Genomic DNA, 26,033 nt, shown 5'->3' on the forward strand with positions numbered 1-26,033 from the left:
TCTCCATTCTAAACAAGATTATCGCCTTCAGTGTTAAAGTGCGTGAGGGCTTGTTGAGCAGCCCGTTGTTCAGCAGCTTTCTTGGAATGCCCAACACCAACACCAAAGACCTTGCCACCAATTGAGACGTTAACTTTAAAGGAGCGGTCGTTATCCGGACCAAATTCATCAATTAATTCATAATCAATGTCAACGGGACCATCTACTTGAGCAAGTTCTTGAAGCTCAGTCTTATGATCGAAGAATTCTGCAAACATCCCTTCATCAAGCTTGGGAAAGATTACTTGTTCTACAAATTTTTCAACGGCTGCTTGCCCTTGGTCCAAATAAAGCGCGCCAACAAACGATTCAAAGATATCGCATAATAACGAGTCACGATCGCGAGCACCGGCCTTTTCTTCGCCGCGCCCAAGCCGAATGTACTGATTAAAATGACATTCTCTAGCAAAAGTACTAAAACTTTTTTCATTGACCATCGCTGCCCTCAGTCGAGTAAGTCTTCCTTGCGGCATTTTGGGATAGCGCTTAAAGATATAGGCTGACACAATTAATTGTAAAACGGCGTCACCTAAGAATTCCAATCGTTCGTAAAATTTCAGATTTTGATCTCGATGCTCATTAACGTAAGATGCCTGCGTAAACGCTTCATCTAATAAATCCTGATTGTTAATATGAATGTCAAAATCTTGATTTAACATTTCATTTAAACCTTTTATCAATCCATTGCCTCCAAAATTTTCAATTAAACAGTAAAAAGTTGAAATTATCACCGATTCGAAATAATTTCAACCATGCTTTTCACGTTGTTAGAGTCAGCCTCTGTTAATTACCGGTACTTCATCGAGATTAGTTATTTTGATGACTCATCACATAATCAACCGCTTCGTCAATTGTGTTTAATTTTTCGGCGTCTTCATCTGAAATCTCAGCGTTAAACGTATCTTCCAAATCAAGAACAAATTCCACAAAGTCAATTGAATCAGCGTCGAGATCCTGTTTAAAGTTTAAACTACCAGTGATTTTACTTCGATCAATGTCGAATTGATCGGCGACTAAATCCGCAATCTGATTAAAAACTTCTTGTTTATCCAAAATTGTCCACCTGTCTCATTTAATAGTTTACCTGACCATCATTATATCAAACTATTTACCGCTTTTGATACTATCTTTAATTTGTTTTAAGTCGTCGGCGTGATCCGTCAAATACGTGTTGAGGTCAGCGATCATATGAGAATCAATTATCTCTCTAATCTGGCCGATTGTATTCTTAACCGTTGGTGCCTTACTGCTGCCATGGGTTTTGACAACCGGTGCTTTAACGCCCAGCAAAACGGCGCCACCGTATTTTGAATAATCCATTGAACTGGCAATATCACCGAACGTGTTTTTAAGCATCAATGCACCAAATTTGGCTTTGGTGCCACCAGACAAAATGCTACTTTTAATGAGCTTCAGCATTGAAAGGGCCGTGCCTTCAATGCTCTTTAAAACGGCGTTGCCGGTAAAGCCATCGGTTACAACAACGTCAGCGGCACCATTAAGTAATTCCCTTGATTCAACGTTGCCAATAAAGTTGATATCTTTGTCCGCGGCTAATAAATCATGGACTTTTCGATGGTTCATATCCCCCTTGTCGGCTTCGGTCCCATTATTCAATAAACCGACTTTAGGATTGGCGACTTTATGGACATTTTGGGCGTAGTACTTGCCCATCAAGGCATATTGATAAACATTCAAGACCTTAGTATCCGCGTTCGCGCCAACGTCGATCATCACAAATTTGCCGGCGTCTTTTCCGGTAACTACTGGCAGCGTGGTTGTCAACCCGGGACGGTCAATCCCCTTAATGCGGCCGATGATAAACAATCCGGCAGCTAAAATTGCCCCCGTATTGCCAGCAGAAAAGAAGGCATCCGCTTCGCCTTCTTTAACAGCCGTTGCTGCCAAAACAATACTGGATTGCTTTTTAGTCCGAACAGCCTTAACCGGCTCGTCACCCATTTCAATCACTTCATCGGCTTGGATGATTTGAATCCGAGAATCATTTTGCAGGAATTGTTTGATTTCATCAGTCTTGCCAAATAGTTGGAATTCAACGTTTGAATAGGCGTCTCTTGCCAATTCGATTCCTTTGATAATTTCCTTGGGCGCGTAATCGCCGCCCATTGCATCAACTGCAATTTTCATTTTTAAAAGCCCCTTTAATCAGTTGTAATCGTTTGATGATATTTTAAATACTTAGCTAATTGTACATTTTCTGGCTTTTTTTGCCAATCAGAATTCTGGGCAATTTCTTGAGCTTCCTGATTGGCGACCGTTAAAATATTAAGGTCACCAACTGGATCGGCAACTTTAAAATCAGGCATTCCAGATTGCTTGTAACCAGTAATATCGCCTTGGCCACGTAGTTCAAGATCCTTTTGTGAGAGGAAAAAGCCATCGGTACTACCCGCGATTGCTTTCATCCGTTTTTTACCAATTGTATTTTTAGGATCGGCGATCAAAATGCAATATGATTGCTTAGATCCTCTGCCGACCCGCCCGCGTAATTGGTGCAATTGAGCCAAGCCAAAATGATCGGCATCAAAAATGACCATGGTATTTGCATTGGCAACATCAACGCCAACTTCAATTACGGTCGTTGCAACCAATACCTGAAAGGCATTATTTTTAAAGTCAGCCATTGCGGCATCCTTTTGTTGGTCCGACATTTGACCATGAAGCAAGCCAACGCTAAATGCCGGTTCAAAAATGGCCTTAAACCGTTCAAAAATGGCCAACGCATTTTTCATATCCACGGCCTCAGATTCTTCGATTAATGGCGTAACCACGTAGACTTGGCTGCCTGCTTCTAATTGTTTTTTGACAAACGCTAACGCTGAGTTGGTTTTAGCCGATGGAATCCAAGTGGTTTTGATGGGTTTTCTTCCTTGTGGCAATTCATCGATAACGGATACATCCATATCACCATACATCGTAATTGCGAGCGTTCGCGGAATTGGGGTTGCGGTCATTGCCAGCATATTCGTACTGGTTCCTTTTTGGTGAAGCGCTTGGCGTTGATTAACCCCAAAGCGATGTTGCTCGTCAATAACGGCTAACCCCAAGTCATCATAATCAACTTGATCTTGAAAAAGCGCGTGAGTGCCGACAATGAGGTTAACTTCACCGTTTTTAATACTTGGCAGCATCGCCCTTCTAGCCAGTGCAGAAGTTGCCCCGGTTAACAACGCAATATTAACCGGTTGATCCGCAAACATTTTTGCAAAACTGTTGGCGTGCTGTTCGGCTAAGATTTCGGTTGGCGCCATAATGGCAGCCTGTTTGCCAGCACTAATCGTTGCCAGAATTGCAATTGCCGCCACTACCGTCTTACCACTGCCGACATCGCCTTGGAGCAATCGATTCATCTCAATTGGGCGGCGAAGATCCGCCAAGATTTCTGTGACCACTTTTTGCTGAGCGGCCGTTAGCTTAAAGGACAGCTGTTGTTTAAACGCTTTAATCCGGTTAGTATCGTAAGCGATCTGGGCAGCTGGCTCAATTTGGCGCTGGGTGGCTTTCAATAGTTGAAGCTTCATCGCAAATAAAAAAAATTCCATAAATTTGGCTGTCCGAAAAGCTTTTTGCGCTGCCATCGGTGAAGTTGGAAAGTGAATATTTTGAATTGTATCGTGAAAGCTCTCCAGCCGATATTTTTTACGAAGCCAATCAGGAATAATGTCGATCAACAGGTTCTCGTATTGCGTAAATGCCAGCTGGATGAGTTGCTTAATGGTTGCTTGCTTCACTTCTTTATTACTTGGATAAATGGAATCGTAGGTATCACTTTTATCACCATTTAAAATCTTCATCCCTTGAATTTGATTATGATTACGATCAAAGGTTCCAAAAATAATGATCGGCTTTTCTAATTCAAGTTGTTTTTTTAGCCAAGGCTGATTAAAAAACGTGACGTTATAGATATTGTCATTAATAATGATTCGAAAGCTTAAGCGACTTTTTTTTCGACCAAAAAAACTTAACGTCGGCGCAGTAATTACTTGTCCTTTAACCGTCACTTTTTGACCATCGACAGCAGTCGTTAAATCCTTTAATGACAAATCATCGTAGCGTCTTGGAAAATATGTGAGCAAATCGTTTATCGTATTGATGCCAAGTTTATTTAAAGCCGTCAGTCGTTTTTGACCAACACCCTTTAAGACTGCAACTGAATCACCTAAACTACGCAATATACTTCCCTCGCTTCAAAATATAAAAAGTTTGGCCAACTTGATGACCAAACTTTTAATCATAACTTATTCAACGGAAATCAAGAATGGGTAAACTGGCTGGTCGCCTTCGTGAACTTCAACTTCGAGGTCATCAGCCATTGTCGAAACAGCCGCTTCAACTTGATCTGCCAGCCCTTTATTGGCACCAGCTCCCCAGATAACCGTGATGGCTTCACTGTCGTCATCAAGCATCTTTTTAACCATTTCTGTTGCGGTGGTGACTAAATCATCGCCAATGGTAACAATTTTACCGTCAACAATCCCCATGTATTGATCTTTTTTAATTGAAAAACCATTAATCTGGGTATCTCGGATTGCAGTGGTGACTTGGCCTGATTTAACAGTTGGCAAGTTATCTTCCATCGCTTTTTGATTATCCAACAAAGAATCTTCTGGATTAAAGCCCAACATTGCGGTAATCCCCTGCGAAATTGTTTTAGAATGAACGATAACCGTTTCAATCTCGGCAACTTTAGCTGCTTGTTCGGCTGCTAAGAAAATATTTTTATTATTTGGTAAAATGATTGCCCGTTTAGCATGCGTTTGATTAATCGCATTCACAATATCTTCTGTACTAGGATTCATGGTTTGGCCGCCATTCACAATGTAAGTAACCCCAAGGCTCTTAAACAGTTTATTTAACCCTTCACCCGACGAAACAGAAATGACGGCTGTATCTGAAACCGGCTTATTCTCGGTTGCTGCGGTGACGGGTGTTTCAGCCTGGCTATCGGCGGCTTCTTCGTCATTTTCAATGATGGTCTCTTGCTGAAGCCGCATATTATCAACTTTAACGGTTGCAAGATCACCAAATTCCTGTCCCCAAGCCAAAACCTTACCAGGATGCTCTGTATGGACATGGACTTTGACAATGTCTTCATCGTTAACAACTAGTAGCGAGTCACCTAGTTTTGCCAGGTAATCATAAAATGTTTGGTAGTCAAATTTACGATCAACTTCTCGGCCCTTCCCAATTCGAACCATTATTTGCGTACAGTAGCCGTAAATGATATCTTCTGGATTTAATTTGCTTTGGACGCTTTGATCAGCGGCATTGATGAGTTGATTTAGCTCAGCATCATTAGGCTGACGTTCATCGCTTTGCGCTTCTGTTCGGCCATTTAATACATCATCGAACGCTTCTAAAACAAAAACTAATCCTTGACCGCCAGAATCCACTACCCCAACCTGCTTTAAAACGGGTAATAGATCCGGCGTTTTCTTTAATGCCCTTTCAGCATTTTGATAAATTGCGTCCATTACGGCAATCACATCATTAGTAGTGGCGGCGGTTTTCTTACCAGCTTGAGCTGCCATTCGCACAACCGTTAAAATAGTGCCCTCAGTAGGTTTCATAACTGACTTATAAGCCGTTTCAGTCCCAGCAACAAACGCATCGGCCAAATCTTGGGCACTCAACGTTTGTTTGCCTTCAGTTGATTTTGAGACCCCTCGGAATATTTGAGAAAGAATCACGCCAGAATTTCCCCGGGCACCCATTAGTAACCCCTTAGCTAACGCGTTTGCCAGATTACCGACATTGTCGCTAACATCTTTATTAACGTATTTGTAACCACTTGCCATTGACAGGCTCATATTGGTGCCGGTATCACCGTCAGGAACTGGAAAAACATTTAAGGAATTAATAAAATCAGCATTTTTATTCAATTTATTAGCGGCCGCTTGAACCATTGCCGTAAATTCGGTATTGGTAATTTTTGCTACTTTCAACTACTTGTCCTCCTTGGTCAATTTCAATCATCAAATTAGTCGTTTAATACTTGAACACCTTGGACAATGACATTGACCGAATTTGCAGTTACCCCAAGCATGCTTTGTAAGTTATATTTCACTTTTGCTTGCACATTTTTTGAAACTTCGGAAATTTTGTTTCCGTATGCCACAATAATATAAACGTTAATCTCAATTTCGTTATGATGTTGGTTAACTTCAACACCTTTAAAATAATTTTCGCGATTTAAAATCACATTCATGTTATCCCGTAGCTGGTTGCGACTTGCCATCCCAACGACACCATAATTATCAGTTGCAGCACCACCCACAACATTAGCAATCACGTCGTTGTCGATATCAACTGTACCAAACTTTGTTTTTATTTTGACGGCCATCAACTGCAGCCTCCTTGATTTTAATCTATTACCTATAACGATAATTAATATTACCACAATCACGGCAAAAACCAAAGTAAACTTAACTGGTGTGCTGAGTCCTGTCAAGTATAATTACTTGAAAGAAAAGTATTGCAATGTCTAGGCAACTATGATAAATTGTTCTAGTGTAATGAATCAGAAGGTAACACGAAAATTGCAGAGAAGGGAGATTTATTACCCATGGCTAAAGATTTTATTACTGGCAAGCGGACTCACTTTGGCAATAAGCGTTCTCACGCTTTGAACTCAAGCAGACGTAGCTGGAAGCCAAACTTGCAAAAGGTTCGAATCTTAGTTGACGGCAAGCCTAAGAAAGTATGGATTTCTGCTCGAACACTTAAATCAGGTAAGGTAACTCGTGTCTAGTACACAGCGGATCGATTAATAGTCGGTCTTTTTTTGTGGCTATCAACTAAAAATCAGCTCAGGAGACAACTTGTAAGTTGTCCCTTGGGCTGATTTTTAGTTTAACGGCAACAAACCGTTTATCATAAATGGGTTTGACCCACCGATAAGCCATGCAGATTAGTTAATTATATCGATTAATATCCTTACTTTGAATGACACACATCACCCCGCTGGCAAACTTAAACCGAGCTTCATTACCCACAAACTCGTTACTGGCCAACGAAATTGGTCGTTTGACTTGATAATCGTTTAATTGGTACTTTTCGTCAAACAAGGTTAAATGAGCCATCGGTGTTAACGCAACGAACGCCAAGTACTTCTTATCTGGTTCTTTTTTGATTGTATACTCTCCTGGTAAAAAGAATGTGAGGGTATTTTGCTGATCGATCATCCTGATTTTGGGTGCGTATTTTTGAAACCGAGGTTCTAAAACCATCCACAAATTAGCTAAAAAGTGATCCAGGCGACCACCAGTAGCACCATAAATATCTAGTCGATCCGCGTGATACTCATCCAAAGCTACCTTTAAGCCCAATTGGGTATCGGTATCATCCTTTTCTGGAATTGACTGCCGAATATCTTGCACGTGAGCTTTCATTAATTGATATTCGTTCGGCTGCAAAGAATCAAAATCACCAATAGCCACTAACGGGTCAATTCCCATTTCGATTAGATGAAGATTTCCCCGATCGACACCAATCCAATCACCAGATACGTTACCATCTTTTAATTGTTGGGGCCAAAGCTCAATTGGCCCGCCCACTAATAAATTCAAGATTTTCATTTATTTAGTAGCATCCTTTAAAGCCTGAATTCTAGAAACCGGGTCATCGTTGTCAAAAACATAGGAACCGGCCACGGCAACAGTGGCCCCAGCTTGATATGCGGGAACAACGGTTGAATCATTAACGCCGCCATCAATTTCAATATCAAAGGTCAAGTTTTGAGACTTTTTAATTTCATTTAAGGCTGCAATCTTTTTGACAGTCTCCGGCAGGAATTTCTGGCCGCCAAAGCCAGGATTAACCGTCATAACGAGAACTTGATCCACCATATAAAGAACTGGCGTAATGGCTGCGACTGGCGTTCCCGGGTTAATAACGACCTCGGCTTTAACGCCCTTGTTCTTAATCATTTGCAATGCCCGATGAATATGGGGGGTCGCTTCCGTATGAACGCCAATAATATCGGCTCCCGCATCCGCAAAGGTATCGATGTAGCGTTCAGGTGATTGAACCATCATGTGGACATCTAAGGTCAAGTCCGTGATTGGTCGAATCGCCTTGACCCAGCCGGGACCATATGAAAGCGCCGGTACAAACGCACCGTCCATAATATCGATATGTAAGAGTTCAGCGCCCCCCTTATCGACCATTTCAATATCTCTTTGAAGATTAACGTAATCCGCGCTTAAAATTGAAGGTGCAACTTTAATCATAATTAACTTCCTCACTTTTTATAATTTGGTTTGCGATTCTTAATGTCGGTATACAACTGTAAATAATTTGTATAACGAGAGGTCATAATCTGACCATCATGAACTTGACGCTTGACTTCACAATCCGGCTCATTAACATGGACGCAACCTCTAAATCGGCATTTAACGGCTGCTCGCTTAAATTCCGGAAAATAGGCTGCGAGTTGCCGATAATCGATCGTTAAAGTATCATATGATGAAAAACCGGGTGTGTCGGCAATGAGGCCATCGTTCACTTTGAGCAGGGCAACTTTTCTAGTTGTGTGTTTACCTCGATTCAGAGCTGTTGATATCTCGCCAGTCGCAAGCGCTAACTCTGGTGCTAAATGATTTAATAACGTTGACTTGCCAGCACCAGTTTGCCCCATAATGACATTTTCCTTGTTGGCAAACAGCTGGCGTAATTTAGCAAGTGATGCAGATCCAAACGCCTGTTCCGGGAGAATCACCTCATAGGGAATTTGACGATAGCCCGCTGCGATTTTTTGAAGCGATTGCCACTGATCGTTGGATAATAAATCTGTTTTTGTAAAATAAATAATTGGTGTAATCCCACTGATCTCTAAGGCAATGAGCTGCCGGTCCAGCAGGTTACTCGAAAATTCGGGCTGAGTCGCGGCGGTTGCAACAATCGCTTGATCAATATTTGCGATTGGTGGTCTTGTTAACTCATTTCTTCTGGGCAAAACAGTTAAAATATACCCTTTGTCACCATCTTCAATCTGAAAATCAACGTCGTCGCCGACTAACGGCGTAATTTTACGCTTGCGAAAATTCCCCCGCGCTCGGGTTCGATAAATTTTGCCAGCCGAGTGCACATCGTAAAAACCGCTAAGAGATTGAAAGATTTTACCTGTTGCCAATTAATCACCTCGATAAAAAAATTACTTCACCTATCATTATAGGAGAAGTAATCTTAGTTTGCAGTAATTATTATTGGGAATTTTGGGTGACGTTGTTGTCCCGCAAAATTGTCTTGCCATCACGAACGACTTTATAGCGACCAACTTCGTTTTTAGTTAACTTAAATGGTAGCATGACCGTTGTATCTTTTGTGATAACCATTTGTTTATAAATGGTCGAAAAATCGTGATCATGATCTTTTAAGTAAATGAAGACCACATTTTCAGTATTGGCTGTTGGCGTAGACTGTGTATCAGCATCACTTGAGCCGGATACGGTTGTCTCACTACTATTGCTGCCAGCTAGCGGCGTTGAGCTGCTTTGATCGTTCAGATAAGGAATCGTCACCCGAACATTAAAGCTTTTGAGCGTATCCTGTTGCTTGGTCTTGGCCCCTCTAGACAGCCAAACTGCAACGTTACCACCCTGTTGAATCACTTCATTAGCGCCAGGCGATTGACGGACAACTCTCCCCTTTGGTTGATCATTTGAATAAACGTAATCAAAGGTTGGGTTGATTTCTTCCTTGTTAGCGTAATTAACCACTTGACTCTTTGTCATTCCGGTAAGGTCTTTTAACGTAATCTGCTTAATGCCTGTCGAAACGACAAAAGTCAGTGTCTGCTTAGCTGGATTAAGTTTGGTTCCAGCTCGAAAATCCTGTTGTAAAATTCGGCCAGCATTAAACGTCCCAGAAGGTGCGTTTCGCTTTTTGACTTTAAAGCCCTCCCGTTCAAGTTTTTGTCTAACAGTTTGATAATTTTGACCAACATAGTTCCCAACAAGGACTTTTCGTGGGCCAGAACTCACAACCAACGATATTTTGGTATTCTTTTTAACTTTGGTATTTTCCTTTGGATTAGAAGAAATGACGCGGTTGCGGTCGACTTGATCACTGCTGTGATACCGGATCTTACCAACTTGTAAATCGGCAGCCTGAATTTTTCTGGACGCTTCATTTTCAGTCGTACCACTAATGACAGGAACCACCGTTTTACCACTTGCTGTAGCAATCAAAATAAACGCTACTACAAGTACCAATAAGCCGAAAATAGCGGTAATTATGATGCGCCGGCGCCGCTTTTTCTTTCGATCTGGCGGCTTTTTCTTGGGATTCTTGGTGGCTGCATTCGTTGGGCCAGTTCTTTTTTCGACCTGATCGGCAGCAGCCTTTTCATCTGAAAGTGGTGAAAATGGCATCACTCGGGTAGCTTCATTCAAATCGGGATGATGGTTCGGGACAACAAATTTTGATTCATTGGCGCGTGAACGATCCAACGACGTATTCAAATCATCCGCAAGTCGTTCAACCGTTGGATAACGGTCATTTGGGTCTTTAGCTGTTGCCTTTAGAACAACGTTTTCCATCGCCTGAGGGATTCGGGGGTCAAAGTCTCTGACTGACGGGATCGCCTGTTGGGAATGTTTAATCGCAATTGACACCGCTGTGTCACCCGTAAAGGGGACTTTCCCAGTTAACAATTCATACAGGATAATTCCCAATGAATAGATATCAGATTGCTGCGTGGCCATCTCGCCTTTAATTTGTTCTGGGGATAGATAGTGAATCGACCCAATAATTGACCTAGTTTGGGTCATCGTATCCTCAGTGCCAGCCCGAGAAATCCCAAAGTCAGTAATTTTGATATAACCGTTTTGATCAACCAAAATATTTTGCGGTTTTAAGTCTCGGTGAATAATGTGATGCCGATGAGCCTCACTAACCGCTGAACAAATTTGTTCCATGATGTTGACAACTTCAGCATACGGGATCGGGAAATGATCACTGATATATTTCTTTAAGTCTTCGCCATCGATGTACTCCATGACTAAGTACTGCATCCCCTCAACTTCGTCAACATCATAGATGCCAACAATATGGGGGTTGTCTAATTGGGTAGCGGCCATTGCTTCATGTTGAAATCGTTTTTTGGCTTTAGGATTGTCACGGAAGTCAAGCCGCAACAGTTTTACAGCCACTTTTCGCTTTAAGATGAGGTCTTCAGCAAGATAAACATCCGCCATTCCTCCCTCTCCTAGCCGGCTGATAATTTCATAGCGGCCGTTGAGGACGTACCCCTTATTCATCGGCTTTCACCTCCGAATCATATTGCGCAATCAAAACGGTAATATTATCTAAACCGCCGTTTTGATTCGCAATTGATACCAGTAAGTTGCATTTTGCTTGCAGTGGCTCATCCATTGCCAACACTTTTTCAATATCTGAATCATCAACCATATTAGTCAAGCCATCGGTGCAAAGTAAAATCTGATCATTTAAAGCGGCCGTATGCGGCTTAAAATCCGCAACCGAATCATCGTTAATGCCTAAACTTTTTGTGATGATATTTTTGTATGGATTGTTTTTTGCCTGATCAGGGGTCAAATCCCCGTGTTTCACGAGTTCATTGACATAAGAATGATCTTCTGTAATTTGGGTGAGCTTTCCGTTTGAGTAAATATAGCCGCGACTGTCGCCAATGTTAGCGATTAAACTTTGTTGACCATCAATTAAGGCCGCGACAATGGTCGTTCCCATTCCATGCAACCGGCTATCCGTATTGGACTCTTTAATAATTGTCGTATTTTCTTCCGTCAGTTTGTTTTCAAACCAGGTTTCGAGTTCATCCAAACTGTCGATGTCGGTTTTTTGAAAACTGTCGCCAAAATGGCTAACGACCATTTGAGAAGCAACTTCACCGGCATTATTGCCGCCAATACCATCGGTAATAATAGCTAATACCAAGCCCTTTTTGTTTGAAAACGAACCGACGGCATCTTCGTTTTTATCACGAACTTTGCCCGTCGATGATTGATACGCAATTTGCATGTAAACCAACTCCGTTATGATTTCCTTACTAAGGAACTAACAAAGAAGCCATCAGAACCATAGTCATCGGGATAAATTTTGAGCTCTTTTTCACTGCGCTGGCTGTGTAATTGTAAATCAGTTGGGGTGAACGCAACCTCAAAATTGGGATGCTTTTGGATAAATTGATCAATAACGTCCTGATTCTCCTGATCGACAATCGTACAAGTACTATACGTAATCATACCACCAGTCTTAACTTTTGGCGCGACTGCCTCTAAAATCTGCAGCTGAATGTCACTTAGATGATCAATATCTGCCGGGGTTTTATCGTACCGAATTTCCGGTTTTCGTCGCAATAAGCCTAATCCCGAACAGGGTGCATCCACTAGGATTTGATCGAATAACTGATCAGGGAACTTTTCATCGACCTTTCGCGCGTCAAGCTCAAAGGTGTCAATTTTTTGGTTAACTCCTAACCGAGTCGCGTTCTTCATCACCGTTTTAAGCTTGTTTTTGTGGATGTCTAACGCGAAAACTTTTCCGGTAGTCAATCGAGTGGCAATCTGAGTTGTTTTGCCGCCAGGGGCACTACAAGCATCTAAAACCATGTCATCGGCTTTGAGGGTCATTGCCTCAACTGGTAACATCGCACTTTCGTCTTGAATTGTTAACAAGCCAGCCGCAAAAAATGGGCTGTGAACAATTTGACCGTTTTCAATTATAAGGCCTTCTTCGGCAACCGCGCTTTGATGAACGTCGAAGCCGGCCGCTTTTAGCTTCGTAATTAAAGCTGGCTTACTAATTTTGCTAGTATTGACTCGAACGGATTGTTTCGGCGCTTTATTAAGTGATTGTAAAATTGCTTTGGCTTTTGGCTTGCCCAACTGTTCCTGCAGCATCACTACCAGCCAAGTTGGAACACTATAAGTAATGGAGAGACGTTCTACCTCATCTTTAATCGCATCCACGCTAGGAGTCCCTTTTCGGTCCATTTGATGCAAAATCCCGGTGACAAATCGTCTGGTCCCATCGTGGCCCATCGTTTTGGCAATTTTGATCGTTTCGTCAAAAATTGCCCGCTTAGGAACCCGATCAAGATAAGTCTGCTGATACATCGCCGTGTACAGCAGCTCTTTAACCCAAGGTTCTGTATTCTTGGGTTCTCGCAAAAACGGCCGCAATTGGTAAGCCAACGTTAACCGGTGTTGAATAACACCGTATACAATATTGGTAAACAACGCTTTATCGGCGTCATTCATCGACGTCGACTGGATCACCGCATTGATTTGTAAGTTAGAATATGAACCAGTACTTGTTTTGACAAGGGTTTCGACTGCAAGTTGCCTAGGGTTATTCGTTTTAAATTTCATTTAGTTTATCACCTGTTGGCCGACCTTAATTGATTGGCCGCTACCATTTAAATAATCTGTAATTGCTTGTTTGGGTTTGCCCGCCGGTTGAACTTCCAATAATGACAAAACCGTTTGCTGGCCGGCAGCCAAATATAAGTGATGCTTATCTTTTTTAACCACGACACCGGGGGCTTGCTCAACCTTTTCATTAATGACTTCGGTTTGCCAAATCTTTGTTCGCTTACCGTTTAAAATCGTGTAGGCGCCTGGGTCTGGCCGTAATGCCCGAACCTTAGCATCGACTAAAAAGGCCGATTTTTCAAAGGCTAGCTTTTCTTCTTCCGGTTTAATATTCGGCGAAAAAACAACCTGAGCTTCATCCTGTTTAATGGGCTGCACATCGCCAGCAATAATTTTAGGAAGAGTTTCCAGCAAGACATCGCGACCCACCAAACTTAATTTAGCAAAGAGTGATTCGGTATCATCGCCCTTTTTAATGGGAATTGCTCGTTGGGCTAAAATATCGCCAGCGTCCATTTTCTTTACCATATAAATTAAGCTAATTCCGGTTTGCTGGTCACCATTCATAATTGCATACTGAACTGGCGCGCCGCCACGGTACTTTGGCAACAACGACCCATGGACGTTAATCGCCGCCACTTTAACGGCATTTAACATCTTGGTTGGCAAAAACTGACCATAGGCGGCCGTTACAATCAAATCCGGATGCAAATCAATCACCCGCTGCATTTCTGGGCTACCACTTAACTTAGTTGGCTGATAGACCGGAATATTCAGCTTTTCGGCCAATACCTTAACCGGTGTCTGTTGAATCTTGTGCTTACGGCCGACTGGGCGATCAGGCTGCGTAACGGCCGCGACCACTTCGTAATCATGATCAACCAGCCCCTGTAGAATTGGCACTGCAAACTTTGGTGTGCCCATAAAAACAATCGTTGTCAATTTCATCAATCCTTTCGTTTACATAAAATCCAGTGGTTCATTATCAATCGCAACCTGGAGGCCTGCTCGCTGTTTTTTTTGAGAATCCATCAGTATCTGATCGAGGGCGGACCGCAGTTGCGGTTCTTTTCGGTATTTAATGATAATTTGATAATAATAACGATTATTAATTCGTGTAATTGCCTTTGGGGTAGGTCCCAAAATAATCGCTTGTGAAGATAACCGATCCTTTAAAAAGTTTAGGATACCAAACATTTCCGCGGCCGTTTGATTCTCATTAGCCGCACTACCAGTTACCTTAACCGTAAAGTAATATGGCGGATATTTGCCATCATGGCGAACCCGCATCTCAGTTGCGTAAAAGCGTTCGTAATCTTGCGTTTGGGCAAGTTGAATTGCGTAATGATCCGGATTAAACGTTTGGATAATCACTTCGCCAACCTTATCTGCGCGACCAGAGCGCCCCGAGACTTGGGTTAGTAGTTGGAATGTTCGCTCACTTGAACGAAAATCTGGAAATTGCAATGCTGAATCGGCGTTTAACACGCCAACCAACGTTACTTCTGGAAAATCCAACCCCTTTGCGATCATCTGAGTGCCGAGCAAAATATCGGCTTGATGGGCACCAAATTGATTAATAATTGCCTCATGGGCCCCCTTTCGCCTTGTCGTATCAACGTCCATTCTTAAAACCCGCGCAGTTGGGAATAATTGCTTGACCTGCTCTTCTAATTGCTGGCTGCCAACACCATAAAAGCGAATTCGATTACTATGACAGTTTGGACAAACCATTGGAATTGGTTCTTTATGCCCGCAGTAGTGGCAATTTAGTGTATGTGTATCCTTATGTACCGTTAATGAGATATCACAATTAGGACACTTAGGCACGTAACCGCAGTCTCGACACATCAAAAAAGATGAGTAGCCCCGCCGATTCAATAATAAAATAATTTGTTCACGACGTTTAAGCCGACTCGAAATCGCGTCAATGAGTTGATCTGATAAAATACCTTGTCGTTTGGTAGCAACTTCCTTCATATCAACAATTGAAACATGCGGTAAAGCCTGTCGGTTGATGCGATGTGGCAGTGTGAGCAACTGATAGACCCCTTTCATTGCCCTGGCCCGCGATTCTAATGAAGGCGTCGCACTACCTAAAACAACTGGGCAATGATGGTAGCCGGCACGCCATTTAGCAACATCACGGGTTTGGTAACGAGGGTTATCACTTTGTTTGTAGCTGCTGTCATGTTCTTCATCGATAATAATTAAACCGATATTTTTAAGGGGGGCAAAAATAGCTGATCGAACCCCTACCACGACTTTAGCTTGACCGCTGTTAATTCGCTGCCACTCATCGTGCCGTTCGCCATTTGACAACGCACTGTGCAGCATGGCCACTTGATCACCAAACCGGCTGCGGATTCTGGCAACGATTTGGGGCGTTAACGTAATTTCCGGAACTAGCATCAGCGCTGTTCGCCCGAGTGCCAACGCATGGGCAATTGATTGAAGATAAACTTCAGTTTTACCCGAGCCCGTCACGCCTTCTAGTAAGAAAACTTGATCAGCACGTTGGGTCGTTGCCGTATTAATCTGATCAACTGCCCGTTTTTGATCGGCATTCAGCTGCAGCGGCGCGGTAGGTTTGGTCGGCCGCAAAAATGGGTTACGTACCCGTTGGACGGCGGTTTTTTTAAGCCAACCCCGCTGTTGGGCAGTTTTTAAAGTGGTGGCCGTGATGCCGTCAGCCGTTAATTTGCTTTGAAGAAAGGTCTGGTTGGGGTGCTTCATTAATAAATCCAATAACTTAATTTGGCAGGTTGCGTTTTTTCGAACCTTTGCTAATGCTGATTGGGCTGTCGCTGGAGAAATTTCGCCTCGATAAGCTTTTAACATCATTGGATGCGTATGATGCGTTAAGTTTTCCACCACTTGAATCTGACCGGCCCGTTGAAGTTTAAGCACAGTCGCAACGGTTTTATCGTCGGCCCGTTTTTGATTATAATCAATTTCTTGATGACCATGAAAAATCTCGGGGTGCTGTTGGACAATGACGTCATCTTTGGCGATTAATCGTTTTTGATTCCGCGTTCGCATCCCCCCCGGCAACATTGTTTGCAAACAACTAATTTTAAATGAATAGGTTTGATCAGCCAACCAAGACGACAATTTTAGTAGTTCCGGGTTAATGACTGGCGCTAAGTCGATCAATGAATCAATTGGCTTAAGTTTGCCGTCAAACTCGGACTTATTCGTAACAGCCACGACAAAACCAGTCACCTTACGATTACCAAATGAGACTTCAACCCGCATTCCGACCATAACTTGGTCCTTTAAGGTATCCGGGATGAGGTAGCTGTAGGGATTATTAGTTTGTCGCGTTGGAACATCAACGATTACTTGAGCGATCTGCAACGGTGACTGCTCCTTTCAGTTTAATTCATTCATCAGTTTAAAAAGTGGTCGGTAATTAATTGAATCAACCGCTCCGCAATGGCTGCCTTACTTTCAAGTGGTGACTTAATTTGCTGTCCATCCGCAAACAAAAATGTCACTTGATTTTGATCGGCATTAAACCCAATTTGTTTGTTGGCAACATCATTGGCAACGATTAAGTCTAACTTTTTGGCCTTAATCTTTTTGGCTGCATTCGCAATTAAATCATTTGTCTCAGCAGCAAATCCCACTACGACTTGCCCGGGACGTTTGCTAGTTGAAATGGTTTGAAGAATGTCCGGATTGCGAACAAGTTCTAAAGTCATCGTCTGATTAGCAGCAGTCTTTTTAATCTTCTGATTGGCAACAACTGCTGGACGATAATCAGCGACCGCAGCGGCCATTATTAGCCCATCAGCAACTGGGAAGGCCTTCTTAACAGCGGCCAGTAACTCGTTGGCAGATTCAACGCGGATCAGGCGAACATGATTGGGCACCGGCAGTGCCGAATTTGCTGAAATTAAAGTGACCTCAGCTCCTGCTCCTTGGGCCGCCGCTGCAATCGCATAGCCCATTTTACCAGATGAGCGATTTGTCAAATACCGAACTGGATCAAGGGCTTCGCGGGTACCACCGGCCGTGACGATCAGTTTTTTACCTGAGAGGCGATCTGAAGCATCTGTGTATGTATGATTGACCCAGTCAAAAATTGCTTCGGGTTCTGGCATTCGACCGCGACCAGAATAGCCCTCCGCCAGAAAGCCTTCAACAGCAGGCATCATGTGAATCCCGTGATCGGCTAATTCTTGCATATTCTGTTGGGTAGCAAAGTTAGCCAGCATTTTATTATTCATCGCCGGCACGACAAAAATGGGCTGATCAATTGCCAGCAGTGCAGCTGACGCAACGTTATCAGCGATCCCGTTGGCTAGCTTAGCAATGGTGTTAGCGGTTGCCGGCGCTATAATCGCAAGATCAGCATCATCAGCAATTTTAACGTGGGGAATGCTGGTTGGATCATCTCCAGAAAAGTCATCAACAATCACCGGGTTTTTGCTCAAGGTTTGAAACGTCAATGGCTTAACAAACTGTTGGGCAGCTTTGGTCATAATAACGTGAACATCGTTGCCAGCTTTAACTAAAAGTCGGGTCAACGTTAACGATTTGTACACAGCAATACTACCAGTTACAAATAAAGCGACATTTTGATTCGAAAGCAAGTCAATCACCACCATTTCATTGTTCGTCAATCATTGTAACAAATATTTTCTTGAAAAAGAAAGAAGCTGGTTCAAAACAAATGATTGTTTTGTCCCAGCCTTTCGTAAATCGTTTAGTTAAAATCTTGTTGCTTTGGATCAATTTTTAAAACGCCAGCAGCAATTTCTTCCAATGCTTTTCCAACTGACTTTTGGGATTCATAATGATCCAATAATGGTTTGGCACCCGCATCCAATTCATGGGCGCGCTTGCTGGCTAACATGATCAACGAATAACGCGAATCGATTTGATCCAGCAACTTATCGACTGATGGATAAAGTAACATAATTAGTCTTCTCCTAACATTGATTCATAATCGGGCATCACCCGAGCAACTCGTAATCGTTCACTTCTGATAATTGACTTGATTCGATCAACGGCTAGCGGTACCTTATCATTTAGAACCGCATAATCGTAATTACGCATCATACTGATTTCGCCGACCGCCTTTTTAATTCGCCGATTGATAACATCCATCTTATCAGTTCCCCGGCCAATTAGCCGATGCTTTAATTCCATCAAATCTGGCGGTGTTAAGAAAACAAAAACGGCATCTGGACAATTGGCGCGAACTTGCATGGCCCCATTGACTTCGATTTCTAGAAATACGTCTCGACCGGAGTCCAAGGTCTCATTTACATATTTTAATGGCGTTCCATAGTAATTGTCAACGTATTTTGCGTATTCAAGCATCTCACCATTTTGGATATTTTTTTCAAACTGTTCTTTAGAGACAAAATAGTAATCCACGCCATTTTTTTCACCCGGGCGGGGCTTTCGAGTAGTCATCGAAGTTGAATATTCAAAATCAACGTCTGGCTCTTCAAATAGCGCTTTTCGAACCGTCCCCTTGCCAACTCCTGATGGGCCTGACAAAACAATCAACATTCCTCTTTTAGCCATTGAAAAAATCCCTTCAAATATTTATAGTACCCACAATTATCGCCCTTTTTTGCTGATTTGACAAGTCTTATCGCCAGCGAATTCAAATCGGTCGGTATTTCGAAAATTGGGCTTGCAATTTCGAACGGTTGTTCGTATAATGAAATCACAAACAAACGTTCGGGGTGAATAACATGCAGAACAACCAATCCTATCTATCAGAAATTACAAAATCGGTTAAGGATAACTATAACCGCTTCTTTGAACTCGTAACGACTACCAATCGTGTTAAACAGATGCCAACTTTTCAGCTAAAGCTATTTATTAATCAAGCTTTGACTCAAAACTTCCCAGTCGTTATCCAATTTAATGATCAGACACCAGATATTGCCGGCCATCTGAAACAAATCAACGAGCAACGATTTGTTGTCACCTCAGCTAGTAACCGACTGAGCCGACTCTTTTCATTAGGTGAAGTCCAAGCAATCAAAAAGTTTTAACGATAACTGCCGATGGTCTGGCTCACAGATTAGTTAAACTATCTTTAGTAGATGATTACCAGTCCACTTTTATTCAACAGATAACAATTCAAAATCGTTTTATGACTATCAACGGGTTAGCCAAACATGCAAGGTTCAAAATGTTTGGTTAACCCGTTGATATTTTAATTAGTCACTCTCAAACTAACCGTTACTAATTTTAACTTTTTCGTCGTCCGCTAAATGCAGTAATTCTTCGGCGTGTTCCTTGGTCAGTTTAGTAACTGCAGTACCAGCTAACATTCGAGAAATTTCATTAATACTCTGTTTAGCAGTTAATTCTGTAATTGTCGTTGTGGTTCGATTTTGAGTGATTCGTTTTTCAATAAAGTCATGATGGTCACTCATTGCCGCTACCTGTGGCAAATGCGTAATACATAATACCTGTGATTTTTTCGAAATTGTATAGATCTTATTACCAATTGCTTGGGCGACTCTTCCAGAGACGCCTGTATCAACTTCATCAAAAATAATTGAAGTTACCCCAGCTGCCCGCGCAAACATTGTTTTTAGCGCCAGCATAATTCTGGAAAGCTCGCCACCGGAAGCCGATTTAACCAATGGCAGCATCTTTTCACCTGGGTTTGTCTGAATATAAAATTCAACGTGATCAGCCCCCAGCCGGTTTAATACACGATTTTGTTTAAACCTAACCTCAAAGACAGCTTTATCCATATAAAGGTCAGCTAATTGCTGATGAACGGCTTTTTCCAACGCTTTAGCTGATTTTTTACGAATATTGCTGATTTGGTCGGCATCTTTAATTAAGGATGCCTTAATGGTCGCGAGCTGCTTATCAAGATCCTCATCTTCATTCACAGTACCCACCATGTCGTTTAATTCCTTTTGAATTTTTTGCAAATAATCCAAAATCTGATCAACCGAATCCCCATATTTATGTTTTAGTTGATAAATTGTGTTCAGCCGCTGCTCAACCTGATCCAGTCTTTCCTGATCAAATTCGAGGCTGCTTAATTGATCCGAAATTTGACTGGCCACATCTTGCAAAGTAAAAAAAGCTCCCGATAGATTATCCGAAATTTGTTTATAATCCGTATCTAAATCTTCAATTTCTTGCATGGCACTCATTGCAGAGCCGATTGAATCCAGCGGCCCCACATCATCGCCGTTAATACCGTTATAGCTCGTCAACAATGCATCATGAATTTTTTGAAAATTGGTCAGTCGATCACGTTCAGTCGTTAATTCAGTATCTTCATTTTGATGAAGGTCAGCAGCTTCAATTTCCTTAATTTGAAATTTAAGCATATCAACTCGCTGGGCCCATTGTTTTTCGTTTTGCCGTTTCTTCTCGTTTAACTCACTCAGCTTGATAAATTGATCATATTTTTTTTGATAAGAAATTAAGACCGGGGTTAATTGGGCTTCAGCAAAATCATCCAACAGGTGGATATGCCGCTCTGGTTTCATTAATTCCTGATGTTCGTTTTGCCCCTGAATATCAACGATAATTTCTCCAATTCGCTTTAGTGAGGCAATATTGACCATGATGCCGTTGACCCGGCTGCTGTTTCGACCGTTAGCGAAGATCTCTCGTTCAATAATCACGTTACCGTCAGGATGATCGATGCCAAGATCATCTAAAACAGCATATGTAGGATTATCATCGTGGAGGATAAAATTACCTTGAATCACCGACTTCTTAGCGCCAGTTCGAATTAAGTCGTGAGATCCTCTACCGCCAACAAGCAATCCGACTGCGTCAATAATAATTGATTTCCCGGCACCAGTTTCACCAGTTAAAACGGTCATTCCTGATTGAAATTCAATGTCTAAGTGTTCAATTATTGCAAAATCAGTAATTGATAGTTCAAGTAACATAATTTAACCCTTTCAATGATTACTATTCCGTGCTCAGCATGTGGTTAATCTGATCGCGGAAACTAAGTGTAGCTGCTTCAGTTTTACAAATAATTAAAACCGTATTATCATCGCCAAGCGTGCCAAATATTTCACTGTAATTCATTTGGTAAAGTAGACTCGAAATAATGGGGCCGCTTCCCGGGAGAACCTTTAAAAAAACAAATTTATCCTGTGAATCGACCGACACAAAAGAATCCCGAATCGTTTGGACCAGTTTCTTTTCGGTATCAATATTCTTTTGGGTTGGTAAACTATAACGATAGCCACCAGTCACGGACGGGACCTTCACCAATTGCATGTCCTTAATGTCTCTGGAAACTGTCGCTTGGGTAACTTTGACGCCTTTTTGGTCAAGTAAAGACACAAAATCCTCTTGACGTTGAATATTATTACTGGTTAGTAATTGTTTGATTAATCGTTGGCGCTCTTTTTTGCGCATACTTTCACCCCCGGAATGATATTGAAAGGATAAAAGATTATCCCTTTAATTCAGAATAAGCGTTTTCAAGTACTTTTTCAATCGAAACGTTGTCCGCCATGACGGGATTCTTAACCGATTTGAGTTGTGCTAAGAACTCAATATTGCCAGCGCCGCCCTTAATAGGTGAAAAATCCAAATTTTCAACAGTATAGCCACTATTAACGGCAAAAGTTAAGATTTTTTCTAAAACCATGCGGTGAACTGCTGGATCTCGAACAATTCCATGTTTGCCAACGTTTGCTTTACCCGCTTCAAATTGAGGCTTAATTAACGCGACCACCTCGCCATCAGGGACCAAGATCGTTTTTAGGACTGGCAAAATAAGTTCCAACGAAATAAAGGAGACGTCAATTGAAGCAAATTGTGGTTGACCGTGAGTAAAATCGCTTGGCTGACTGTATCTAAAATTAGTGTGTTCCATCACAATGACCCGCGGATCTTGTCGGAGTTTCCAAACCAGCTGATTACTGCCAACATCCAGCGCGTAACTTAATTTCGCACCATTTTGAAGCATCACGTCGGTAAAGCCGCCCGTTGATGAACCAATGTCCAAAACCACTAAATCTTTGACGTTGATTTTAAACGTTTTAAGTGCCTTGGCTAGTTTTAGGCCACCTCGGCTGACGTATGGCATTGGCTTTCCCTTTAGATGCAACTCGGTATCGACAGGAATTTTGGTTCCAGGCTTATCAAGTCGTTCTTCGTTATTCCCCAACACTTCACCGGCCATTACAGCCCGTTTGGCTTTCTCTCGAGTATCAAATAATCCCTGGGTTACCAATAACACGTCAACTCGTTGCTTTTCCATTGTTTTTTTCATCCTTCAATTTAAAGTAATTACAAAAGTCTGCTAATAAGGAAACGTCAACCCTCAGATCTTGGCCAGCGGATTTAAGCGCTTGTCGTGCGTGTTGAACAACCTGGTTTAACGCTTGATAAGCGCCATTAAGGCCCAAAAGGTTTGGATAAGTGTTCTTATCGGCATCTTGGTGAACTGGCTTGCCAATTTGTTTTTCGGTCCCAACGACATCTAAAATATCGTCATAAATTTGAAACGCTGCGCCATAATCATCAGCAAACGTTAATAAATCTCGTTGTTTTGCTGGCGGCACTTGAGCCATAATCAAGCCGGCAGCAATCGAATAATGGATCAAGGCACCGGTTTTATTTCGATCCAATTTCTTAAGCTGTGGTAATGATAACCGGGTGCCTTCAAACTCAATGTCATCAGCTTGGCCAGCAACCATTCCACTTGGCCCTGCCGCTTTAGCTAACGCCAATACCAATTGAGTCTTAATGGCATCGCTCAGATGATTATCAACCAACCATTGAAACGCCAACGTTTGTAATCCATCCCCGGCTAAGGTCGCCATCCCAGCACCGTAAACGATGTGGTTGGTGGCTTTTCCCCGCCGTAGGTCATCATTATCCATTGCTGGTAAATCATCGTGAATCAGTGAATAAGCATGCATGAGTTCCAACGCACAACTGGCTTTTAGCAGATCGTCATCAATCGGCTGACCCAGGGTCGTTAAAGTAGCCAGCGTAAACAATGGCCGCAGGCGTTTGCCGCCAGCATTGACGGAATAAGCCATTGACTCACCCAACATTTTTTGGTCGGCGTCTTGTTGAATCCCATCGGCCAACCAAGCGTCAATTTTAGGTAACCACTTCAAACGAAAAGCGTTAAGATTGTTGATCATCGCTACCATCCTCTGATTGCTTATCCGAGCCTTCAAACGGTACTTCACTGCCGTCTTTGGCCATCATTTTAGCCATGGTATGTTCCGCATTCGTCAGCGTTGTTTGGAGCTGTTCGCTCAATTGGATACCGGTTTTAAATTTTTCCATGGAGTCCTCTAACGAAACGTTTCCCTGTTCTAATTGCGTGACAATTTTTTCCAGTTCAGCCATTTTCTGCTCGAAAGTTTGATTGTCTTGTTGATCGGCCATGTTAGTGACCCTCTTTCTTAGTTATTTTGGTAACGGTTGCCTTGATAACACCGTCTGTAAAATGGACCTTAATTGAATGGGTCTGTAATCGGGCAACTTTTCCAATCAAATGATCCTGTTCATCGGTTGTGTACGTATAACCTCGGCTTAAAATTTTAAGCGGGCTTAAATGATCCAGTGAACCGACGAGTACCTGATATTGTTGGCGCTGATTTTTTAAATTTTGAGCCATTCCTTGATTCAAGCGATTACGCAGCGTTGCCAAGCGCTGTTGCTGCTCTTTGATTAGATAAGTTGGTGCCACTAGTCGCAAACGCATTTTTAAGTCAGTGAATTGTTCTTTGCGCTTGCTGGTAATCTTATCGGCCTGATTAACGAGCCGTTGGTTTAATAAATCAAGATGTTGAGAAAAAGTCTCGTAAATCCGTTGAGGGGTTGAGAAAACTGGCGAGGTTTGCAGTCGCTTTAGCTTGAGTTTTTCTTGTTCAATTTGTTGGTAAGTAGCGTTAATAATCCGATTTTGGGTGGTCTTTAAATCGACAAGTACCTGATCTAATTGCGGCACTGCTAACTCAGCGGCAGCCGTTGGGGTCGCGGCACGAACATCGGCTACGAGATCTGCAATCGTTGTATCCGTTTCATGACCAACCGAAGAAATCACTGGAATTTTACTACCAACAATTGCTCTGGCAACATTTTCTTCATTAAATGGCCAGAGGTCCTCAATAGAACCACCACCACGGCCAACAATGAGCGTGTCAAAGCGGCCCAGCGCGTTAACCCGATGGATTTGATCCACAATGTCAGCGCTCGCCTCGTTTCCTTGAACGAGAGCGGGAAACAGGACAATTTGGGCAATCGGATATCGCCTGCGAACCGTGGTGATGATGTCGCGAATTACTGCCCCACTGGGTGATGTCACCACGGCAATTCGTTTGGGAAATTTCGGTAGTGGCTTTTTGGGTAGGGCAAATAATCCCTCGCCGGCTAATTTTTTCTTTAACTGTTCGTACGCCTGATAAAGTTGGCCAACCCCATCCGGTTCCATTTGTTCAACGTAAATCTGATAGCTACCACTTGGCTCATAAACGGAAATGTGGCCGACAACTAAAACCTTCATCCCTTCTTCGGGAGTGAACTTGATTCGATTGAACGCCGATTTAAACATGATTGCACTAATTTTAGCATGATCATCTTTTAAACTAAAGTATTGATGCGCATTGGGCCGTAATCGAAAGTTAGAAATTTCGCCGGTCAGATACACCTTAGATAGATACGGATCCACATCGAACTTTCTTTTAATATATTTAGTTAATGCGCTAACCGTTAAATAACTGGTCGCGAAACGATCATTTGTCACTTTGAATACTCCATTCTGCTAAATCAACACTTTGCTGCATCAAAGTTGCGATCGTCATCGGTCCGACGCCACCTGGTACCGGCGTGATATAGGCAACTTTATTAACTAGATCATCATAATCGGTATCACCTACCAAGTGCCCAGCCTCATTGATATTTTGACCAACGTCAATGACTACTGCTCCTTCTTTGACAGCCTCTTTAGTTAACGTGTGTAAGTGCCCAGTAGCCGATACAATAATGTCGGCTTGCTTAGTATACTCGGTAATATCTTTGGTGTATCGATGCAGGATTGAGACACTTGCGCCCTGGTTGAGCATCAAGGCAGCCATTGGTTTGCCGACAATTGCACTTCGCCCAATCATAACCGCATTTTTACCCTTGAGCGAAATCCCGTATTCTGAAAACATCGTCATAATTCCTTTAGGCGTACATGATACAGGATATTGAGTCGTATCGTTTAAGTACAACTTCCCAACATTGATTGGGTGAAATCCGTCCACATCTTTTTCGGGTAAAATCGCTCTGGTGATATCTTTTTCGTTAATTTGGTCAGGCAAGGGATCTTGAACCAAAATACCATGAATCGCCGGATCTGCATTATAATGCTCAATCAACGCCAGAAGCGCTTCTTCGGTCGTGTCTTTTGGTAACTGTTTGACGGTGGAGTTGATTCCCAAACGCGTAGCAGTTCGGTTCTTATTACGCACATATCTTTGACTTGCCGGATCATCGCCGACAATTATGACAACTAACCCAGGTGTGATCCCAAAACGCTCTTGGAGGGTTTTAACCCGATTACTAGTAGTTTGATTTAACTGTTTAGCAAGTGCCCTGCCGTCAATAACTGTTGCCATTTAAAATCTCTTCCTCTCT

At 42.5% G+C, this 26,033-nt stretch carries 26 protein-coding genes; 2 read left to right on the forward strand and 24 right to left on the reverse strand.

Annotated elements, in window-relative coordinates; translation table 11 throughout:
* Positions 1 to 8: 8 nt before the first annotated feature.
* The 6 genes from rnc to YK48G_RS01345 all read right to left on the reverse strand — a co-directional run bounded on the left by rnc (position 9) and on the right by YK48G_RS01345 (position 6,403).
* On the reverse strand, positions 9 to 719 hold the full coding sequence (rnc, locus tag YK48G_RS01320; RefSeq protein WP_203628897.1) for a ribonuclease III: 711 nt from the start codon (positions 717 to 719) through the stop codon (positions 9 to 11).
* Positions 720 to 846: 127 nt separating this feature from the next.
* Positions 847 to 1,092: an acyl carrier protein gene (gene acpP / locus YK48G_RS01325; RefSeq protein ID WP_203628898.1), complete on the reverse strand. Its 246-nt coding sequence runs from the start codon at positions 1,090 to 1,092 to the stop codon at positions 847 to 849.
* 51 nt (positions 1,093 to 1,143) lie between these two features.
* Complete coding sequence (gene plsX / locus YK48G_RS01330) at positions 1,144 to 2,187, reverse strand: phosphate acyltransferase PlsX (protein WP_203628899.1); 1,044 nt, start codon at positions 2,185 to 2,187, stop codon at positions 1,144 to 1,146.
* A gap of 14 nt (positions 2,188 to 2,201) precedes the next feature.
* Positions 2,202 to 4,232 (reverse strand): ATP-dependent DNA helicase RecG, encoded by a 2,031-nt coding sequence (gene recG, locus YK48G_RS01335; RefSeq protein ID WP_203628900.1) that lies wholly within the window; start codon positions 4,230 to 4,232, stop codon positions 2,202 to 2,204.
* Between the two features lie 66 nt (positions 4,233 to 4,298).
* Complete coding sequence (gene fakA / locus YK48G_RS01340) at positions 4,299 to 6,005, reverse strand: DAK2 domain-containing protein (RefSeq protein WP_203628901.1); 1,707 nt, start codon at positions 6,003 to 6,005, stop codon at positions 4,299 to 4,301.
* A gap of 35 nt (positions 6,006 to 6,040) precedes the next feature.
* Entirely contained in the window at positions 6,041 to 6,403 is a 363-nt protein-coding gene (locus YK48G_RS01345) for an Asp23/Gls24 family envelope stress response protein (RefSeq protein WP_203628902.1), read from the reverse strand.
* 222 nt (positions 6,404 to 6,625) lie between these two features.
* Here YK48G_RS01345 and rpmB point away from each other — a divergent pair, with 222 nt between their 5' ends.
* Positions 6,626 to 6,811, forward strand: a complete 186-nt coding sequence (rpmB, locus tag YK48G_RS01350; protein WP_203628903.1) for a 50S ribosomal protein L28 — start codon at positions 6,626 to 6,628, stop codon at positions 6,809 to 6,811.
* A gap of 163 nt (positions 6,812 to 6,974) precedes the next feature.
* Here rpmB and YK48G_RS01355 read toward each other — a convergent pair whose 3' ends face one another.
* From YK48G_RS01355 to gmk, 11 genes are all read right to left on the reverse strand, one after another.
* Entirely contained in the window at positions 6,975 to 7,637 is a 663-nt protein-coding gene (locus YK48G_RS01355; protein WP_203628904.1) for a thiamine diphosphokinase, read from the reverse strand.
* Positions 7,638 to 8,291: a ribulose-phosphate 3-epimerase gene (gene rpe / locus YK48G_RS01360; protein ID WP_203628905.1), complete on the reverse strand. Its 654-nt coding sequence runs from the start codon at positions 8,289 to 8,291 to the stop codon at positions 7,638 to 7,640. It lies immediately after the preceding gene.
* Between the two features lie 11 nt (positions 8,292 to 8,302).
* On the reverse strand, positions 8,303 to 9,193 hold the full coding sequence (rsgA, locus tag YK48G_RS01365; RefSeq protein ID WP_203628906.1) for a ribosome small subunit-dependent GTPase A: 891 nt from the start codon (positions 9,191 to 9,193) through the stop codon (positions 8,303 to 8,305).
* 70 nt (positions 9,194 to 9,263) lie between these two features.
* Positions 9,264 to 11,321 carry a Stk1 family PASTA domain-containing Ser/Thr kinase gene (pknB, locus tag YK48G_RS01370; protein WP_203628907.1) on the reverse strand — a complete coding sequence of 686 codons (2,058 nt, stop codon included), beginning with the start codon at positions 11,319 to 11,321 and terminating at the stop codon, positions 9,264 to 9,266.
* A complete protein-coding gene (locus YK48G_RS01375) occupies positions 11,314 to 12,063 on the reverse strand; it encodes a Stp1/IreP family PP2C-type Ser/Thr phosphatase (RefSeq protein ID WP_203628908.1) in 750 nt (249 codons plus the stop codon). The genes pknB and YK48G_RS01375 overlap by 8 nt, the downstream gene beginning before the upstream one ends.
* Positions 12,064 to 12,077: 14 nt before the next feature.
* Positions 12,078 to 13,415 carry a 16S rRNA (cytosine(967)-C(5))-methyltransferase RsmB gene (gene rsmB / locus YK48G_RS01380; protein WP_203628909.1) on the reverse strand — a complete coding sequence of 446 codons (1,338 nt, stop codon included), beginning with the start codon at positions 13,413 to 13,415 and terminating at the stop codon, positions 12,078 to 12,080.
* Complete coding sequence (fmt, locus tag YK48G_RS01385; protein WP_203628910.1) at positions 13,416 to 14,360, reverse strand: methionyl-tRNA formyltransferase; 945 nt, start codon at positions 14,358 to 14,360, stop codon at positions 13,416 to 13,418.
* An 18-nt stretch (positions 14,361 to 14,378) separates the two neighbouring features.
* Positions 14,379 to 16,778: a primosomal protein N' gene (gene priA, locus YK48G_RS01390; protein ID WP_203628911.1), complete on the reverse strand. Its 2,400-nt coding sequence runs from the start codon at positions 16,776 to 16,778 to the stop codon at positions 14,379 to 14,381.
* 32 nt (positions 16,779 to 16,810) lie between these two features.
* Positions 16,811 to 18,019 (reverse strand): bifunctional phosphopantothenoylcysteine decarboxylase/phosphopantothenate--cysteine ligase CoaBC, encoded by a 1,209-nt coding sequence (coaBC, locus tag YK48G_RS01395; protein WP_232365242.1) that lies wholly within the window; start codon positions 18,017 to 18,019, stop codon positions 16,811 to 16,813.
* Positions 18,020 to 18,132: 113 nt separating this feature from the next.
* Positions 18,133 to 18,345, reverse strand: coding sequence for a DNA-directed RNA polymerase subunit omega (gene rpoZ / locus YK48G_RS01400; RefSeq protein WP_203628912.1), 213 nt, complete (start codon positions 18,343 to 18,345; stop codon positions 18,133 to 18,135).
* 2 nt (positions 18,346 to 18,347) lie between these two features.
* Positions 18,348 to 18,962 (reverse strand): guanylate kinase, encoded by a 615-nt coding sequence (gene gmk / locus YK48G_RS01405; protein ID WP_203628913.1) that lies wholly within the window; start codon positions 18,960 to 18,962, stop codon positions 18,348 to 18,350.
* A gap of 173 nt (positions 18,963 to 19,135) precedes the next feature.
* On the opposite strand from gmk, the gene YK48G_RS01410 reads away from it, so the two are divergent.
* On the forward strand, positions 19,136 to 19,441 hold the full coding sequence (locus tag YK48G_RS01410; protein ID WP_203628914.1) for a hypothetical protein: 306 nt from the start codon (positions 19,136 to 19,138) through the stop codon (positions 19,439 to 19,441).
* Between the two features lie 183 nt (positions 19,442 to 19,624).
* Here YK48G_RS01410 and recN read toward each other — a convergent pair whose 3' ends face one another.
* The 7 genes from recN to YK48G_RS01445 are packed head-to-tail and all read right to left on the reverse strand — an operon-like array spanning position 19,625 to position 26,014.
* Positions 19,625 to 21,322, reverse strand: a complete 1,698-nt coding sequence (recN, locus tag YK48G_RS01415) for a DNA repair protein RecN (RefSeq protein WP_203628915.1) — start codon at positions 21,320 to 21,322, stop codon at positions 19,625 to 19,627.
* Positions 21,323 to 21,344: 22 nt separating this feature from the next.
* A complete protein-coding gene (locus YK48G_RS01420; protein ID WP_203628916.1) occupies positions 21,345 to 21,803 on the reverse strand; it encodes an arginine repressor in 459 nt (152 codons plus the stop codon).
* Between the two features lie 37 nt (positions 21,804 to 21,840).
* Positions 21,841 to 22,653, reverse strand: a complete 813-nt coding sequence (locus tag YK48G_RS01425) for a TlyA family RNA methyltransferase (RefSeq protein ID WP_203628917.1) — start codon at positions 22,651 to 22,653, stop codon at positions 21,841 to 21,843.
* Positions 22,634 to 23,557, reverse strand: coding sequence for a polyprenyl synthetase family protein (locus YK48G_RS01430; RefSeq protein ID WP_203628918.1), 924 nt, complete (start codon positions 23,555 to 23,557; stop codon positions 22,634 to 22,636). The genes YK48G_RS01425 and YK48G_RS01430 overlap by 20 nt, the downstream gene beginning before the upstream one ends.
* The gene (locus tag YK48G_RS01435) at positions 23,532 to 23,798 is read right to left on the reverse strand and encodes an exodeoxyribonuclease VII small subunit (RefSeq protein ID WP_203628919.1); all 267 of its coding nucleotides are present in this window, start codon (positions 23,796 to 23,798) and stop codon (positions 23,532 to 23,534) included. The genes YK48G_RS01430 and YK48G_RS01435 overlap by 26 nt, the downstream gene beginning before the upstream one ends.
* 1 nt (position 23,799) lies before the next feature.
* A complete protein-coding gene (gene xseA, locus YK48G_RS01440; RefSeq protein WP_203628920.1) occupies positions 23,800 to 25,158 on the reverse strand; it encodes an exodeoxyribonuclease VII large subunit in 1,359 nt (452 codons plus the stop codon).
* Positions 25,148 to 26,014, reverse strand: coding sequence for a bifunctional 5,10-methylenetetrahydrofolate dehydrogenase/5,10-methenyltetrahydrofolate cyclohydrolase (locus YK48G_RS01445; RefSeq protein ID WP_203628921.1), 867 nt, complete (start codon positions 26,012 to 26,014; stop codon positions 25,148 to 25,150). Before YK48G_RS01445 ends, xseA begins: the two co-directional genes overlap by 11 nt.
* Between the last annotated feature and the right edge of the window lie 19 nt (positions 26,015 to 26,033).

The sequence above is a fragment of the Lentilactobacillus fungorum genome, assembly GCF_016860605.1.
Taxonomy (GTDB): domain Bacteria; phylum Bacillota; class Bacilli; order Lactobacillales; family Lactobacillaceae; genus Lentilactobacillus; species Lentilactobacillus fungorum.

Excerpts from the sequence above, each read along its gene's own strand:
- YK48G_RS01435 (WP_203628919.1), bottom strand. The coding sequence starts at position 23,798 with ATGGCCGATCAACAAGACAATCAAACTTTCGAGCAGAAAATGGCTGAA.
- YK48G_RS01375 (WP_203628908.1), bottom strand. The coding sequence starts at position 12,063 with ATGCAAATTGCGTATCAATCATCGACGGGCAAAGTTCGTGATAAAAAC.
- gmk (WP_203628913.1), bottom strand. The coding sequence starts at position 18,962 with ATGGCTAAAAGAGGAATGTTGATTGTTTTGTCAGGCCCATCAGGAGTT.
- pknB (WP_203628907.1), bottom strand. The coding sequence starts at position 11,321 with ATGAATAAGGGGTACGTCCTCAACGGCCGCTATGAAATTATCAGCCGG.
- rpoZ (WP_203628912.1), bottom strand. The coding sequence starts at position 18,345 with ATGTTACTTTATCCATCAGTCGATAAGTTGCTGGATCAAATCGATTCG.
- rpmB (WP_203628903.1), top strand. The coding sequence starts at position 6,626 with ATGGCTAAAGATTTTATTACTGGCAAGCGGACTCACTTTGGCAATAAG.
- YK48G_RS01445 (WP_203628921.1), bottom strand. The coding sequence starts at position 26,014 with ATGGCAACAGTTATTGACGGCAGGGCACTTGCTAAACAGTTAAATCAA.
- YK48G_RS01425 (WP_203628917.1), bottom strand. The coding sequence starts at position 22,653 with ATGGAAAAGCAACGAGTTGACGTGTTATTGGTAACCCAGGGATTATTT.
- YK48G_RS01410 (WP_203628914.1), top strand. The coding sequence starts at position 19,136 with ATGCAGAACAACCAATCCTATCTATCAGAAATTACAAAATCGGTTAAG.
- YK48G_RS01345 (WP_203628902.1), bottom strand. The coding sequence starts at position 6,403 with ATGGCCGTCAAAATAAAAACAAAGTTTGGTACAGTTGATATCGACAAC.
- YK48G_RS01430 (WP_203628918.1), bottom strand. The coding sequence starts at position 23,557 with ATGGTAGCGATGATCAACAATCTTAACGCTTTTCGTTTGAAGTGGTTA.
- plsX (WP_203628899.1), bottom strand. The coding sequence starts at position 2,187 with ATGAAAATTGCAGTTGATGCAATGGGCGGCGATTACGCGCCCAAGGAA.
- recN (WP_203628915.1), bottom strand. The coding sequence starts at position 21,322 with ATGTTACTTGAACTATCAATTACTGATTTTGCAATAATTGAACACTTA.
- YK48G_RS01355 (WP_203628904.1), bottom strand. The coding sequence starts at position 7,637 with ATGAAAATCTTGAATTTATTAGTGGGCGGGCCAATTGAGCTTTGGCCC.
- rpe (WP_203628905.1), bottom strand. The coding sequence starts at position 8,291 with ATGATTAAAGTTGCACCTTCAATTTTAAGCGCGGATTACGTTAATCTT.
- YK48G_RS01420 (WP_203628916.1), bottom strand. The coding sequence starts at position 21,803 with ATGCGCAAAAAAGAGCGCCAACGATTAATCAAACAATTACTAACCAGT.
- rsmB (WP_203628909.1), bottom strand. The coding sequence starts at position 13,415 with ATGAAATTTAAAACGAATAACCCTAGGCAACTTGCAGTCGAAACCCTT.